This is a genomic window from Colwellia piezophila ATCC BAA-637, from assembly GCF_000378625.1.
Lineage (GTDB): Bacteria > Pseudomonadota > Gammaproteobacteria > Enterobacterales > Alteromonadaceae > Colwellia > Colwellia piezophila.
This window is the reverse complement of sequence record NZ_KB905161.1, coordinates 184896-200965: the sequence shown is the minus strand read 5'-3', so window position 1 is coordinate 200965 and position 16070 is coordinate 184896. Positions and strand designations below refer to the sequence as shown.

At 43.6% G+C, this 16070-nt stretch carries 9 protein-coding genes; 5 read left to right on the top strand and 4 right to left on the bottom strand.

All coding sequences use genetic code 11. The annotated features are described in order from the left end of the window. Window positions 1-11 precede the first annotated feature (11 nt). Window positions 12-1496, top strand: coding sequence for an arylsulfatase (locus tag F580_RS0104175; protein WP_211215606.1), 1485 nt, complete (start codon window positions 12-14; stop codon window positions 1494-1496). An 84-nt stretch (window positions 1497-1580) separates the two neighbouring features. Next, a complete protein-coding gene (locus F580_RS0104170) occupies window positions 1581-3302 on the top strand; it encodes a sulfatase family protein (RefSeq protein ID WP_019026433.1) in 1722 nt (573 codons plus the stop codon). Window positions 3303-3659: 357 nt separating this feature from the next. Here the strand turns inward: F580_RS0104170 and F580_RS0104165 are convergent, their stop codons facing one another. From F580_RS0104165 to F580_RS0104150, 4 genes are all read right to left on the bottom strand, one after another. Then, window positions 3660-5204 carry an arylsulfatase gene (locus F580_RS0104165; RefSeq protein ID WP_019026432.1) on the bottom strand — a complete coding sequence of 515 codons (1545 nt, stop codon included), beginning with the start codon at window positions 5202-5204 and terminating at the stop codon, window positions 3660-3662. Window positions 5205-5210: 6 nt separating this feature from the next. Beyond that, window positions 5211-6692, bottom strand: a complete 1482-nt coding sequence (locus tag F580_RS23940) for a sulfatase (RefSeq protein WP_019026431.1) — start codon at window positions 6690-6692, stop codon at window positions 5211-5213. A gap of 62 nt (window positions 6693-6754) precedes the next feature. Next, window positions 6755-8203: a sensor histidine kinase gene (locus F580_RS0104155; RefSeq protein ID WP_019026430.1), complete on the bottom strand. Its 1449-nt coding sequence runs from the start codon at window positions 8201-8203 to the stop codon at window positions 6755-6757. Beyond that, window positions 8200-8916: a response regulator gene (locus tag F580_RS0104150; protein ID WP_019026429.1), complete on the bottom strand. Its 717-nt coding sequence runs from the start codon at window positions 8914-8916 to the stop codon at window positions 8200-8202. Before F580_RS0104150 ends, F580_RS0104155 begins: the two co-directional genes overlap by 4 nt. 276 nt (window positions 8917-9192) lie before the next feature. On the opposite strand from F580_RS0104150, the gene F580_RS0104145 reads away from it, so the two are divergent. The 3 genes from F580_RS0104145 to F580_RS0104120 all read left to right on the top strand — a co-directional run bounded on the left by F580_RS0104145 (window position 9193) and on the right by F580_RS0104120 (window position 15983). Further along, window positions 9193-10941 (top strand): fibronectin type III domain-containing protein, encoded by a 1749-nt coding sequence (locus tag F580_RS0104145; protein ID WP_019026428.1) that lies wholly within the window; start codon window positions 9193-9195, stop codon window positions 10939-10941. A 178-nt stretch (window positions 10942-11119) separates the two neighbouring features. Further along, window positions 11120-12691, top strand: a complete 1572-nt coding sequence (locus F580_RS0104135; protein WP_169338294.1) for a glycoside hydrolase family 30 protein — start codon at window positions 11120-11122, stop codon at window positions 12689-12691. Window positions 12692-13490: 799 nt separating this feature from the next. After that, on the top strand, window positions 13491-15983 hold the full coding sequence (locus tag F580_RS0104120) for a fibronectin type III domain-containing protein (RefSeq protein ID WP_019026424.1): 2493 nt from the start codon (window positions 13491-13493) through the stop codon (window positions 15981-15983). Window positions 15984-16070: the final 87 nt, after the last annotated feature.

Genomic DNA, 16070 nt, shown 5'->3' with positions numbered 1-16070 from the left:
GGATCAAACTATTGCTTATTTTACTTAGTTGTAAACCGCTACTTTCCATTTTCTGCGCTGCCTTTTTCGCCGAAAGTTCAATCGTTGCGGCACAATCAATAGTCGACAATCCATCTGTAGTGAGCATGTCGAAACCAAACATTATCCTTGTGATGTCTGATGACATGGGCTGGGGAGAACTGGGAATGATGGGCAACAAGCTCATTCATACACCCAATTTAGACAAGCTTTCAGCTGAGTCGCTTCAGTTCAGTAACTTCAATGTGGCGCCCTCTTGTGCACCAACGAGGGCGGAGATAATGAGCGGTCGCCATCATTTTGTAGCGGGCGTGACACACACTATCTTAAAGCGCAATAACCTGCGGGATGATATCACCATTTTGCCGCAGGTTATGAAAAAGGGATCTTATCAGACGGCCATGTTCGGGAAGTGGCATCTGAGTACGAGTAAAGATAAGCTGGGGCTTAGCGGTAAACCGCTTGAACCCCATCAACGCGGTTTTGATCATGCGCTCTGGACCTTCAACCAGCTCAAACGCTTCGATCCGACCCTCAAGCTAAATGGTAAGAGGGTCAAGTATAAAGGCTTCTGCGCCGACGTATTATTTACTGAAGCGATGAAGTGGATGGAAGGCGCAGATACCAGTAAACCCTTCTTCGCCTATATCCCTACCAGTATCCCGCACGGTCCGGTCGCGGCGCCGCAGCAGTTCTTGGACTTATACAAGGACACGAAACTGACGAAAAATCAGCAAGGCTATTACGCCATGGTCAGTGCTTTGGATGCTAACGTAGGTCGTCTGTTGAAGTGGCAGGAACAGCAAAGTTTTTCCCGCAAAACGATACTGATCTTTATGACTGACAATGGACACGCCATCTCAGGAGCAAGCGGTGCCGGACACGATAACGATGGCTTCCTGCAGGAATCGGGTCTCTTTAATGCAGGCATGAGAGGTGCCAAAAGTCAGGCATGGGTTGGCTCTACCCGCGTTCCCTTTTTCATTCGCTGGAAAGGCGTGACCCAAGCTGGCAAGAACAATGTTCTTGCCAGTGCAACCGACCTGCTGCCCACATTTGCTGCCATAGCGGGGGTGAAACTGGATGACCCCAAGATCAGCGGCCATAGTCTCCTGCCAGACATCTTAGGGCAAAGTAGCGCCGTGCCAGCAAATCGCATACTGGTATCCCACAGGGGGCGCTGGCCACGCAGTGACCAACTCGAGCAATACAAATACAATTACGCCGCCGTTTACGACAAGCAGTACCGAATGAGTTGGGGCCAGCCAGGCACAGCCCCCGAGCTGATTGACTATATCACTGATCCCGGCGGTCTCACCGACGTCAGCGCCCAGCACCCGGAAGTCGTTCAACGCTATAAAAAACACCTGGATCGTTGGTGGGAAGAGGTGAAGCCTGACATGCTGAACGATCTAGCGCAAATCGAAAGCGGCGACATTCTTTTCAAGGGCAAGGGCAAGTCGGGTAAGAAAAAGTGAGGGGCTCGGACAACCTCCTAGCTTTGCTGAGCTTTATGAGCCGAGAATAATTGAAATTATAATTAGGATGAAATCTTTTAAACAATGAAACGACTAACACTATTTATTATTGCTTTAATAATAAGCACTGCACTACATGCACAAAACCAACGTCCGAATGTTCTAATATTTATGGTTGATGATATTGGGCAAGGAGATATTGGCGCTTATAACCCAACAAATAAAACATTGTCTCCTAACATTGATAAGTTGTCACAGGGGGGAGTCTCATTTCATCATGCACATTCTCCAGCATCTGTTTGTGCCCCTTCACGATATGCATTACTAACGGGCAATCATGTTTATAGAGGAAAATTACCTAAGGGTACTTGGGGACATGAAGAAGCCAATCAGATATTACCTGATCAGGAAACTTTGGCTGACCAACTTGGAAAGAATGGCTACCACACGGCTTTTTTTGGCAAAGTTCATTTGGGAGGATATGCCAATGTAGAAGAGGGTACATACAAAGATGGACCTTTCGACCATGGTTTTGATCACTCTTTGGCATTGGCAAATGGTATACAAGCACCTCCATATGCCTTTTTCAAAAATGGTAAGATAGCCAGATTTTCAGATGGCGGTTTTAAGCAACTGACTAAAGCCCAAATAAGTAAGCACTTGGTCGATGCAAAGAAGGGTAAAAGAATGGACAACTATACTACTGAAAGCGTTGGACCATTGCTAATGAGGAATGCATTAAGCTTTTTGGATAACCATTATGCTACGCAGGCAGATAAGCCATTTTATATTCACTATATGTCTCAAGCTGGTCATACGCCACACAAACCACCAGTAGCTTTTAATGTTAATGATCCGCTTGATACGGAAAATTTAACAAAAAAAGGCGCAATTTCTGTCAAAGGTCAAACGGTTAATCAGAGAACGGATATGGTGTATGAATCCGATGTGGCGATAGGATTGTTTGTAGAAAAGCTTAGAGAGCTTGGCCAGTTGGAAAATACGATTATCATTTACACGAGTGACAATGGAGCTGGCAAGCCTAAACAATATACTTGGAGCAATAAGCTTTATAAAGATAACAAAGATGGAGTATATGGCGGGGACCGTATCGAGTTTCAGGACAAAGGTGAAAAGAAGGCTAGTTATGTAAACGCTCAAGGTATTGGTTTAGATGGAAAAGCGTTACGTGGTAAAAAAGGTTATGTTTACGAAGGAGGGCATAGAGTGCCTTTTATTTGGCATTGGGCTGGCAACAATGGCGCTAATGCTATGTTTCCTGCCAATACAAGAATAACCGATCAAATGATCAGTCTTTCAGATGTGTATAGAACGGTGTCTACGTTAGCGGGAATACGGATTCCTGACAACCAAGCTGTTGATAGTTACGATTTTTCACATGTCTTAGTGGATCCGAAACCTATTTCAACCAAAAATCCTCCGATACGAGAATATATGGCTATACAGGCCAATCGACGTGCCGAATCTCAGCAAGCAGTGAAGAAGAAAGGACATAGTGACAAAAGTCGTTATGCATGGTCATTTTATGATTATGATGCTGATTATAAGCTGTGGACGGCTATCATCAGTAAAAAGATGGACAAAGAAGTTTTGGAAGTAGAGGGAGATGAACTTTATTTGCTTTCTGATGATGAAGATGAATCAGAAGATATTAAAGATGCTCACCCAAAATTAATGAATTCCCTGGTTGACTCGTTTACAAAATTTTTAAAGCGTCCGATGACACATAAAGGTCAATTGTCTACACCACCTGCGGTATCGAAATGGATGAAAGGTGGTGACTAATACAATTTTGATTAAGTTCTTTCCCACTCAGCGACAATTAAAGGGCTTAAAGGCAAGGCATTGATTGAAGACGACACCATGGATGGAGAAAGTAGAGCGACTCAGGAGACAAAGCCGAGAACGGTTATTCTCGGTAACTGCTCCTGCGTTACCCTAATGTCCTACATCCGTGTAGGAACCTTGTCAAAATCAATAACGCCGCTTATAAGCTTTTTAAACTCGCTCTTGGGAGTTCATTGGTAAAGTGATAACATCACTAAATGATCGAAATATAGAGTAAGTTTTACAAATTTTGTTTGTTCTAAGCTTGCTGTTAAAACTCTAAGTTGGATAATTAATCCGTTTGGTATTCATTTATTAATCTTTTGGCCAATAATCAAAATTCCAAGCATCGATATCTGACTGTGTACGAGACTCTGCCATGAGTTGTTTCATTTTTGATACTACATCAGGGTGTGCATTGGCAATATTAACTTGCTCTGCTGCATCTACCGATAAGTTATAAAGTTCAATTGGCGGATTGCTACGATGCTCTTTGTTGTATAACCGTACGGCTTTCCAATGACCCTTGTCATCATCTAAACGAATTGCTTGGGCATGGTCGCCATTATTATTGTGAAATTCCCAATATAAATGTTGATGAGATTTTTGCTCGCCAGAAGATAATAATGTCGGTAGAAAAGAAATGCCATCAGTATCAACAGGCGTTTCAACTTGGGCTAATTGCGCCAGTGTAGGCATAATATCCCAAAATGCCGATAAATGAGCAGAGTTAGAATTTGCCTTTATTTTACCTGGCCACCAGGCAATGGTTGGCATCTTTATGCCACCTTCATATAGATCACGCTTATATCCTCGGTAAGGACCATTGCTATCAAAAAAGTTTAAATCTGCGCCACCTTCCCATGAAGGGCCATTATCACTAGTGAAAATAACGAGGGTATCTTTGTCTAGGTTTAACGTTTTTAATTTTGCTAATACTTTGCCGATGCTTCTATCCATATGAGAAATCATACCAGCGCGGGTCGCGTTTGGTTTTTGCACCGGGATGTATTGTTGTTCACCACCGACATTTGGCGTTTCTTTAAAGTGGCTATAAGGTTGCAATTCTTCGTCTGGTGCTTGCAATGCTGCATGAGGAGCAGCAAAGGATAGAAAAAGGAAAAATGGCTTATTTTTATTCTCTTCAATATACCTCAGGGCGTCATCGGCAAGACGTTGTTGGGCATAGTCATTGCGCTTATACGGTAAGTAACTTGATGAATTATTTGGATCTGCACTTTCTGGTAACGCTTGATGGGTATGCAAAAATTCATTATTTAACGGAAATTTTTCTTCATTTAACCACAAGTGAGTAGGGTAATGATTATGGGCTTGTTTTTGATCTAAATAACCAAAAAAGTGATCGAAGCCTTGTTTGTTAGGTATACCGTAAGACTCTGGGCCACCTAAGCCCCACTTGCCTATTAATGCTGTTTCATAACCTGCTTTTTGCATTAGTGTTCCGATAGTTTCAGTGCCTGGACGAAGAGGCAATTGTCCCCACTCTTCTTCATCTAGAAAAGAGCCCAACCCGAAGTTACCTCGAATCTGAACTTTTCCTGGTTGCTTACCTGTTACTAATGATGCACGAGAAGGTGCGCACACGGTACTGCCCGCATAATGCTCTGTTAAGCGCATACCTTGCTGGGCCATTATATCTAGACTGGGTGTTTTGATTTTTTTCTGACCGAAAGGCCCTATGTCGCCATAACCCAAATCATCTGCCAATATATAGATGATATTAGGACGTTTATCGGTACGAGTTTCCAAGGTATCAGCTTGCTGGGTACAACCTGCTATCGCTAAAATTGACAGTAGTGAGCAGGATTTAAAGTTTAATTTAATCAAAAGTTTTTCCATATTTAGTTACTTTATTAGCGCCTTAACATCTGGCCATGTTACAAAAGAGGTAGGCGTAAATTTCTTATTATATTCAGGGTTTATCTTTGTAGGGATTGGCGCATTCGTTTCAGTGCGCCACGCCTGCATTCTTTTCAATAGTTTGGCCGTGATTTGTGGCTTTTCAAGGGCTAAATTTTTACTTTCTTTGCTATCCTCGACCAGGTTATAGAGTTCAAGCTGACCATATTCGAAAAATTCAATCAGCTTATAATCTCCCATGCGAATAGCGCCAAATGGCCGAGCACGCCAGACTCCTTTGTTATTACTTTTGGGTTGAAGGTAAGCTGGGAAGTGATAGAAGAGGGCATCACGCGCCAAGGCATTGCCACCGTTTAGGATAGGTACTAGGCTTTCTCCATCAGAAATCTGCCCCTCCGGCATCTTAGCGTAAGCCATTTCAACTAAGGTTGGGTAAAAGTCAATGGAGTTCACCGCGACATTGGTGATGCGACCTGCGCCCATGTGCCCTGGCATACGAATGAGCAAAGGCACGCGATTTCCGCCCTCATAGGGCGAGCCTTTAAAACCTCGTAGATCGGGTGCTTGAGTAACCGGGCCATGACCACCATTGTCTGCGGTAAGTACTATTAGGGTATTGTTATCAAACCCCTTACTTTTTAATGTCGCCAGTATTTTACCTACCCCTTGATCAACATGATCAACCATAGCGCCATATTTGGCGTTATGGTGAAATTTATCCCCTTGGCGTTTTTCATATTTAACACGGGTATCTTCCGGGGCCTGAATGGGGGTATGAACTGCATAATGAGAAAGATAGAGGAAGAAGGGTTTATCATTCGATTGCTGTTCAATATAACTTATCGCTTCCTGTGTAAGACGGTCAGTTAAGTACTCCCCATCAGGTCCCTGCGCCATATCAGCGTTTTTATAAGGGGCAAAATATCCTCCTTTAGGTGCACCGGTCTCATTACCACCAATATTTACATCAAAACCTTGCACCAGTGGCCCCCCATTTACGCCTGAACCCAAATGCCATTTGCCCATAAAAGCCGTATTGTAGCCCGCAGCTTTAATGCTTTCAGCCATAGTGACAACGCTATTACTTAGCACGGTAGTATTGTCACTAGGGATCAATTTCCGTTGCTCGGTTTTACCACGGGCGGGGTCTCCGACAGTATAAATACCTGTGCGCGGGGCATACTGACCAGACATCAGCGCCGCGCGTGTTGGGGCACAATTAGGTGCGGCAGAATAGCCATGATCAAAACGGATACTTTGTTTTGCCAAGGCATCCATGTTTGGGGTGTCATAATAGCTGCTGCCCATAAAGCCGACATCCTGCCATCCCCAATCATCAATTAGAAGAAAGACAATGTTGGGCTGTTTATTGGGTGGGCTACTGGCATTTATTGCTGGGCTGAAAGTAACCATAGAGGCAAGTATCAAAGCAAAGGTAAGTATAAATTTTTTATATGGTTGAAACAAATTCCATCTCCGGTGATGAAGTTATAGCGGAACGAGTATATATCGCTTATTTAATGAGACGGCTACTTGCAAGGTAAGCTAATTATCACTTGTAAGCCGATGTCATTATTACGCAGTGCTATTTTACCGCCATGACTATTGATATTTTGTTGCACTATCGATAGGCCTAAGCCAATGCCGCCAGTGTCACGACTGCGTGACGATTCAATGCGAAAAAAAGGCTCAAAAACTTTGCTTTGATATTTTTCTGGGATACCTGGGCCTTTATCTTGAATAGTGATAATGACGGTATTATCTTGTTGCTCAATCATGATTTGTGCACATTTTCCGTATTTGATGGCATTGCCAATTAAATTTGTAAAGGATCGCTTCAAACGTATGGGACGACAAGACAGAATAATAGCGCGTTCATATTCAAACTGTACCGGCTCACCCATCTCGATAAGATCGTCACAAACACTGCAAAGCAAGGCGGCAATATCAATTTTAACCGTGCTTTCTTGATCTCTGCCGGTACTGATAAATGCCAGCGTTGCTTCAGACATTTGCGTCATTTCATTGAGACTTTCCAACAACTTGTCTCGCTCAATACTTTCTGGCAGCACCTCTACACGTAAGCGCATGCTGGTTAAAGGCGTTCTAAGATCGTGCGAAAGCGCTGCCAACATATGGGTGCGCTCAGAAACAAAGCGCTGTAATCGTTCATTCATCAGATTAAAAGCTGCGATGGTATTTTGTATATCATCCGGGCCTTGTTGCTCTATTGTCGCTACTTTTTGCCCTCGACCTAACCGAGTGGCTGCTAGAGTGAGTTGTGCTAACGGCCTCGTTATTTTACGTAGGCTCCAAAATAGTATTGCTGAGATCAATAGGGTAACAGTTAGAATATATACTAGGGTATTTTGGGAATTAATTAGTGAGGATATTGCTGGCGGTTGAGCCATCGCTTCAAGCCAACGGCCGTCTTGCAATGGAATGGCGACATTGAGTTGATCAACAGGTGAAGAGTTCAGGCGGTTATAATCTTTGCCTGTATTCTCTTTGATAAGTTTATTCAGCCAAGTGTTTTTTTGCCTTTCACTTTGGGATATTTCAGAGAGTTTAATTTTTAGTCGCGGTGACTTGCCAAATTCATCCTGTAACCAAGCGAGAATCCTTTTACTAAGGAACTTTTCTCGTTTAGTACTCGGTGGGCCAATATCAGTCTGTGTTGTTAGCTTAAAAATCACTCCGGGAATTTTCCAAGTGGACAGAATTCTTTGGTGTAATTGTGGCTGGCTGGCATTCAGTAATTTTGCCAGATTAAGCACATCATTCGTTATTTTCATTTGGTTCTGGGTTTCTATGGAACTTAGATCACGGTCAAAGAGTAACCACAGGCTAGTACCTTGAGATAATAGCAAGGCCGACAAAAACAATACCATAAGTTGATGGGTTAGTTTTTTAGGCCAGAGGCTGAGCTTAAAAAATTGTTTGGTTAATTGTTTGGTTAATTGCTGGTGTTTTTTCACTTGCTATTTTTTCCGGTAAACATGTAACCATCACCCCAAACGGTTTTAATCAAGCTAGGGTGTTGTGGGTCAACTTCGATTTTCTTTCGTAATCGACTGATTTGATTGTCAATGCTGCGATCAAATGGGAAGGCATCTCGGCCTTTAGTTAAATTGAGAATTTGATCACGACTTAATACTTGTTGCGGATGCGCTAGAAAGACTTCGAGTAGATAAAAATCTGAGCTACTCAGCGGAACGATCAGATCGTCATTACGAATTAACTGTCGCTGCTGTTTATCCAGTCGCCAAATATCAAAGTGATATGCGGTATCGCTTTCTTTCTGTATTTCTGTCGTTTTTGTCTCCGGTTGTTGCCTGCGTAATACGGCTTTAATACGGGCCAACAATACTCGGGGAATAAAAGGCTTAGTAATATAATCATCGGCGCCCATCTCTAGGCCAACCACACAGTCGGTTGCGTCGTCCATTGCCGTTAACATAATTACCGGAGGGCCTTGGATTTCTAGTAAATACTTGCATAGCGTCAAACCATCTTCATCTGGCATCATCACATCCAATAGCACTAAGTCTATTTGCTCGGCTGCTAATACTGAGCGCATTTCTTTACCACCATCGGCTTGGGTAACTTGGAAGGCATGTTGCTTCAAATAGGTTTCTAAGGAGTCACGAATTTCTGCCTGATCGTCCACTATAAGAATATGTTTCATCATGATCTAATTATCTTTTATTGATACTGCTAAATACTATAACTGACAGTTTGCGCGAAAATATCTCATATTGCATCACATTTGATACATCTTGCGACAATTTGAGACGATTTTTTGAATGCCTGCGGTATTTGCAATACATAGTTGTGATGTAATTGTTACCAGTATCAGAGTTTTTGTTTAGCTTGACTATACGAGCGCAAACAAGCATTAAGCTGGCTCACTCGTCATGTTGTTGGCAAGGCAAAACCCAGCTAACGAATTAATAAGGTAAGCTTCATGGCAATATTGAAAGACAAGTATTTTAAAACGCCCTTAGCTTTGGTTACAGCCTTGGGCTTAGGCTTGTTGAGCTGCAATTTATCTGCAGCGGTTGAGGTCTCGGTGAACGCTGATATCGAAAAATGGCTGATCAGCGACAGGCTGGTCGGTATGCATCATCTCTATACTGAGGACGTAGATTCTGTCTATGACGGCTCTATCGCAGCTTGGGCCAATCAAGTGGGCATTGGCACCTCGCGTTATCCCGGCGGCTCTGTCGTTAAATACTGGAACTGGGAAAATCCTACGGGTGTTTTGGCCGGTGATGCTTGGGATCCTGATTGGAATCAGGCCAAGAACGAACCAGCTTCACAATGGATGGGGTTGGACGAGTACATTTCGTTTGTTAACAAGAGCGGTATCAGTGGCATGTTTGGTGTTAACTCCTTATCGGGTCATAAATTTAACCGCCAGCAAGAAAGTGTTGACCGTGCTGTACGCATGGTTAAATACGTGTTGGCGAAAGGGCAGGGGGGCGCAATCTGGTATATTGGCAATGAAGAAGAATTTCAGCATGGCTCAGTAGCTGAATACGCGCAAACATTCAAAGCTCATGCACAAGCCATGAAAGCGGCAGATCCAAATATTCTTATTTTTTGGAATAACAACAAAGCAAGTATTAAGCACGTTACCGAATTTCTTGCCAATGACGGTGGTTCAGCTGACGGGTTAGAAACCCATGGGAAATGGCCCTACGGTGGAAATCCGGGTTTAGCCCCTGGTACTTTTAAGGAGTGGACTGTTGAAGTGCCACTATTAGATCGGAAAAATAATGCGCGTGCATGGCGTGATGCTGCTAATAGTTATCGCGATATTGCCAAATCTCTGGGCCGACCGGGTTTATTGATATCTAACAATGAATACGGGTTGGGTAAACGCAAAAATTATGAAGGCTTTGATCAATATAGCAAAGGTTTACTGCTGACCGATATGTTGCAAGAGTTTGTGTTGGGTAACTGGTTCACAACGGCGTTCTGGAGTAATATCCGTGGCAGTTCGCCGGAAGACGCCCTAATAAACCACAAACAAAATTATCGAATGAATCCCTTTCATCTTGGTATGGGGTTGTTGGCTAATGCACAGGGCACTATGATGGTGGAGTCTTCATCAGATCATCTACAAGTCTATGGTTTTACTTCAAAAACTGTTGATGAAGTCACTGTGTATTTGTTGAATAAATCGCTCGAAGCCCAGCCGGTTAATATCGCTGTTGCGGGTGTCGATTTGGATATCGTCAATGCTCCGGTTGCCACCACTATGGTTGGCACCAAGGATAAATGGGGGAAATATGTAACAACGCCTATTACTTATGCTAAGGCATCAAATAAATTCACCGGCACGCTGCCGGCATTATCATACACGCAAATAAAGATCCCTCGTGTGGCAAGTGCGCTACCAAGCCCAGCCCCTGTAACTAATCTAAGCGTGAGTGCTGACCCTGAACAAGTGCAGCTGACTTGGTCTCATGCCGGGCTGAATGAATTTTCTGAGTACCGTATTTACCGTCAGATCAACCCCAATGCGCCTTTTGAATTGTTAACATCAAACCTAACTGCCACAACTTACACTGATATGGATGTGGTGGTGGATATACCCTATACCTATCATGTTGTCGCCGTTGACACAGCCGATCACGAGTCGGTTGCTATGGAGGTTTCATCTACACCAAGTAGTAACAAGCTCACTGCACTGCTTGATGGTCGGTAATTTTCGACTTATGCCTGGCTAAGTACAAAAGCCGCACAAGCAAATGAAATCACGACAACGTGCGGGGCTTGTTTGAATTTTGAGGAAATAGCATTCGCAAGGTAAATATAAGGCTCAGGCATAATTTTACTCGTTAGGCGACAACTCGCTTTAAGAATTTCATGAGGATAAGTTGATATTGAAATATAAATTGGCACCATTGGTTACGGTAGCTTTGCTTATTACTACGGCTTTCACTGCGCGCAGTCAGGAAATATCGGTTTGGCAAACTAAATTTGATCATGGCTCCAAGCGTGAGAAAGAGATAGATATTGACAGTTACGGCTTAGATCAAGACTCAAAATATGTCTTATTGCGTAAGCTCGATAACATTAAATTTACTGATAAAACGAAAAAATCAAAACGCGCTATCGTCATTAATGATGACATTACCTATCAAACGATTCAGGGACTGGGAGCATCGATGACCGATTCCTCGGCATGGTTACTCAGTCAATTGCAAGACAAGAACCCTGAGCTTTATCACTATGTCATGAAACGCCTGTTTTCAGAAGATGGCGCCGGTTTTTCCATGTTACGTCGCCCGATCGGCTCGTCAGACTATACCGCGACAGCGGGCAGTTATACCTACGCAGACAAAAAGTCTGAAGATCTAGCATCGTTTTCAATTGAACACGATAAGAAGTACATCATTCCTATGCTCAAAGAAGCGCAGGCAATTAATCCGAAAATTAAGATTATAGGTAGCCCGTGGAGTGCTCCGGGATGGATGAAAACCAATAATGATATTGGTGGCATAACTGCATCACAAAAAAAAGCCGGCAAGTCCAACCGCCTTAAACCTGAATATTTTGATCTTTACGCAGACTACTTTGTTAACTATATCAAAGACTATCAGGCAGCAGGTGTTACCGTTGATGCTATTACCCTACAGAATGAACCGCAACTTGATGCAGCAGATTACCCGTCGATGCGTATGACAGTTGACGATCAAATTAAACTTGTTCGCGCGCTCGGTCCAAAACTTGAGAACTCTAAACTTAATACCGAGATATTTGTTCACGATCATAACTGGAAACTGCATCCTAATGATCAGAAAGTCATCGGTGGAGACGCAAAACTAGATCCGTATCAACTGGTGAAGAAAATCTACAATGACCCTGTCGCAGGGAAATATGTTACCGGATCGGCATGGCATTGCTATTACGGTTCGCCAAAAGATATGAAGGAGCTTTATGCACGGCTAACCAGTGAATTCCCATCAAAAAAAATATATACCACAGAAGCATCTGGCTGGCGTGAGTGGTCAAAAAAAGGCTGGAAGGGTGACTCTACTTGGGGAATAAAAAACAATTGGCTGGCGACCATCGCAGCAGGAGGTTCAGTTTCTCTGCAGTGGAACCTAGTGTTAGATCACAAACATGGGCCAACCACCCGCCACGACTCTTTAGGTGTTGGCTTGGTAACAGTTAATTCCGATACCTGGCAAAGTGTTAAGTTTGAACGTGAATTCTACGCCATGGCACAGGTTTCCAAAGCCGTCAGACCCGGCTCGTTAAGAATTGAAAGCAAAGTGAAAAATGGCGGCGGCAATATCCCTGTCCTTGCCGTTAAACGGCCCGATGGTTCTATTGGGCTGGTTGCGGCTAATTTAAATAAGGAAGATCGTATATTCGATGTGATAAACGGCGACAAATTATTTAAAGTAACCTTGCCGTCACGGTCAATCTCCACCTTTATTTGGAAATAAGCAATAATACCAAGTCCATTAAGTTAGTTCCCACTCAGAGCTTACCAGCGGTTTGAGAACAAATAGAATTTTTTTTCATATAGTTATTCTATCTGAAAGAAATTCTCTGCGGTTATCGAATCGCTGGAAAGCTCCCAAAGGGCGAGTTTAAAAGACTTATATGCTGCGTTATTTATTTTGACAAGGACGCCACATGGATGTGGTTTATTAGAAAATGCAGGAGCATATTTTCCTGAATAACCATTCTCTACAATCAATGCCTTGCCTCTAAGTCTTTTAACTCTCGCTGAGTGGGAAGAAACTTATTGGAATTGGTATAAAAGTGGTCAGAGTCGTTTTAAATTAATCACGCATGTCTGCCTCTTTATTCCAACCAATAGGCCTCCCACGTTTTCCTTCAATTACAGCTCTGCCGCTTAGGGCTTCTTAAACTGTTCATTTCCTAACGCTAAAACGGATGTGGTGTTGGGTATACCCTATACCTATGGTGTTGTCCCCGTTGATACAGCCGATCACGAGTCGGTTGCTATGGCGGTTTCAGCTACACCGAGTAGTAGCAAGCTCAATATACTGCTTGAGGGTCGGTAATTGTCGCAACCTTGTTACAATCTCGAGACAATTTGAGACGGTTTTTTGAAGTTTTGAGGTATTTGCGACACTTTGTTGTGATGTAATTGTTACCAGTATCAGAGTATATGTTTAGATTGACTATAGAGACGCAAACAAGCATTAAGCTGAGTCATTCGTTATGTTCCTGAGCAAGACAAAACCCAGCTAACGAATTAATAAGGTAAATTTAATGGCAATATTTAAAGATAAGTATTTTAAAAAACCTTTAGCTTTAGTCACAGCGTTGAGTTTAGGCTTGTTAAGCTGCAATTTATTTGCAGCGGTTGAGGTCTCGGTGAACGCTGATAACGAAAAATGGCTGATTAGCGACAAGCTGGTTGGTATGCATCATATCTATTATTCGGATGCTGACGCTGCCTATGATGGCTCTATCGCCGCTTGGGCCAGTCAAGTGGGCATTGGCACCTCGCGTTATCCCGGCGGCTCCGTCGTTAAATATTGGGATTGGGAAAATCCGTCGGGTGTCGCCACCGGTGATCCCTGGGATCCACAATGGGATCCCATACTCAATGAAGCTGCTTCACAATGGATGAGTTTGGACGAGTATATTTCGTTTGTTAATGCGAGCGGTATCAGTGGCATGTTCGGTGTGAACTCCTTGTCGGGTCATAAATTCAATCGCCAGCAAGACAGTATCGACCGCGCTGTACGCATGGTTAAATACGTGTTGGGCCAGGGGCAAGGTGGCGCAATCTGGTATATTGGCAATGAAGAAGAATTTCAACATGGCTCAATGGCAGAATATGCCAAAACATTCAAAGCTCATGCAGAGGCCATGAAAGCGGCAGATCCAAATATTCTGATTTTCTGGAATAACAACAAAGCAAATATTAACCAAATTACCGAGTTTCTTGCCAATGACGGTGGTTCAGCTGACGGTTTAGAAACCCACGGAAAATGGCCCTATGGGGGTAAACCGGGTTTACCCCCTGGTACTTTCGATGAGTGGACTGTTGAAGTGCCATTATTGGATAGGAAAAATAATGCGCGTGCATGGCGTGATGCTGCCAATAGCTATCGCAGCACCGCTAAATCCCTCGGCCGACCGGGTTTATTGATATCCAACAATGAATACGGTCTGGGCAAAGGCTCAAACTATGAAGGCTTTGATCAATACAGCAAAGGTTTACTGCTGACCGATATGTTGCAAGAGTTTGTGCTAGGTAACTGGTTCACCACGGCGTTCTGGAGCAATATCCGCCCGACGGGGGCAGAAGACGCCCTAATAAACCACGGAAAAAATTATCGAATGAATCCCTTTCATCTTGGTATGGGGTTGTTAGCCAATGCACAGGGCACTATGATGGTGCAGTCTTCATCAGATCATCTGCAGGTCTATGGTTTTACATCAAAAACGGTTGATGAAGTCACTGTGTATTTGTTGAATAAATCGCTCGAAGCCCAGCCGGTTAATATCGCTGTTGCTGGTGTCGACTTAGATTACGCCAGTGCTCCGGTTGCCACCACTATGGTTGATACCGAGGACAAATGGGGAGAGTATGTTTCAACGGCTATTACCTATGTTGAAGCTACAAATAACTTCACCGGCACCTTGCCTGCATTATCATACACGCAAATAAAGATCCCTCGTGTCGTAAGTGCGCTACCAAGCCCAGACGCGGTGACCAATTTATGCGTTAGTGCTGACACCGATCAAGTGCAGCTGACTTGGTCTCATGGCGGGTTGAATGAATTTTCTGAGTACCGTATTTACCGTCAGATCAACCCTAATGCGCCTTTTGAATTGTTAACATCAAGCCTGACGACCACCATTTACACTGATACGGATGTGGTGGTGGATATACCCTATACCTATCGTGTTGTCGCTGTTGACACAGCCGATCATGAGTCGGTTGCTATGGAAATTTCAGCTATACCGAGTAGTACTTCCATTCCAGAGCCCTGCCCACCCAACAGCGATAGTGACAGCAGTAACAGCCCAGACCCGGTGACCAATCTAAGCGTTAGTGAGGACACCGATCAAGTGCAGCTGACTTGGTCTCATGCCGGGTTGAATGAATTTTCTGAGTACCGTATTTACCGGCAGATTAACCCCAATGTGCCTTTTGAATTGTTAACATCAAACCTAACGGCTACCACTTACACTGATACGGATGTGGTGGTGGATATACTCTATACCTATCGTGTCGTCGTCGTTGACACAGCCGATCATGAGTCGGTTGCTATGGAAATTTCAGCTACACTGGGTAGTACTTCCATTCCAGACCCGGTGACCAATCTAAGCGTTAGTGCGGACACCGATCAAGTGCAGCTGACTTGGTCTCATGCCGGGTTGAATGAATTTTCTGAGTACCGTATTTACCGTCAGATTAACCCCAATGTGCCTTTTGAATTGTTAACATCAAACCTAACGGCCACCACTTACACTGATACGGATGTAGTGGTGGATATACTCTATACCTATCGTGTCGTCGCCGTTGACACAGCCGATCATGAGTCGGTTGCTATGGAAATTTCAGCTACACCGGGTAGTACGCCAATTCCAGTTCCTACCCCCATTCCAGATCCCACCCCCGACAGCAGTGGTAATGACAGCAGTGGTGGTAGTTTCTCGATATTTTTGTTTGGTTTAGCAGGAGTTGCCTGTTTGCGTCGTAGAACAAAAAAGATACAAAAAAAACAAAGGGAGCGGGTGATTTGATCGAGAATCAACTGCTCTAATGCGCTTGTTAATTAAATAAGCGACTTGACTTACATTTTACAGACTCATTACAGAAGGACCCGGTTT

Coding starts and splice junctions, on each gene's coding strand:
- F580_RS0104170 (WP_019026433.1), top strand. CDS start 1,581: ATGAAACGACTAACACTATTTATTATTGCTTTAATAATAAGCACTGCA.
- F580_RS0104165 (WP_019026432.1), bottom strand. CDS start 5,204: ATGGAAAAACTTTTGATTAAATTAAACTTTAAATCCTGCTCACTACTG.
- F580_RS0104145 (WP_019026428.1), top strand. CDS start 9,193: ATGGCAATATTGAAAGACAAGTATTTTAAAACGCCCTTAGCTTTGGTT.
- F580_RS0104120 (WP_019026424.1), top strand. CDS start 13,491: ATGGCAATATTTAAAGATAAGTATTTTAAAAAACCTTTAGCTTTAGTC.
- F580_RS0104150 (WP_019026429.1), bottom strand. CDS start 8,916: ATGATGAAACATATTCTTATAGTGGACGATCAGGCAGAAATTCGTGAC.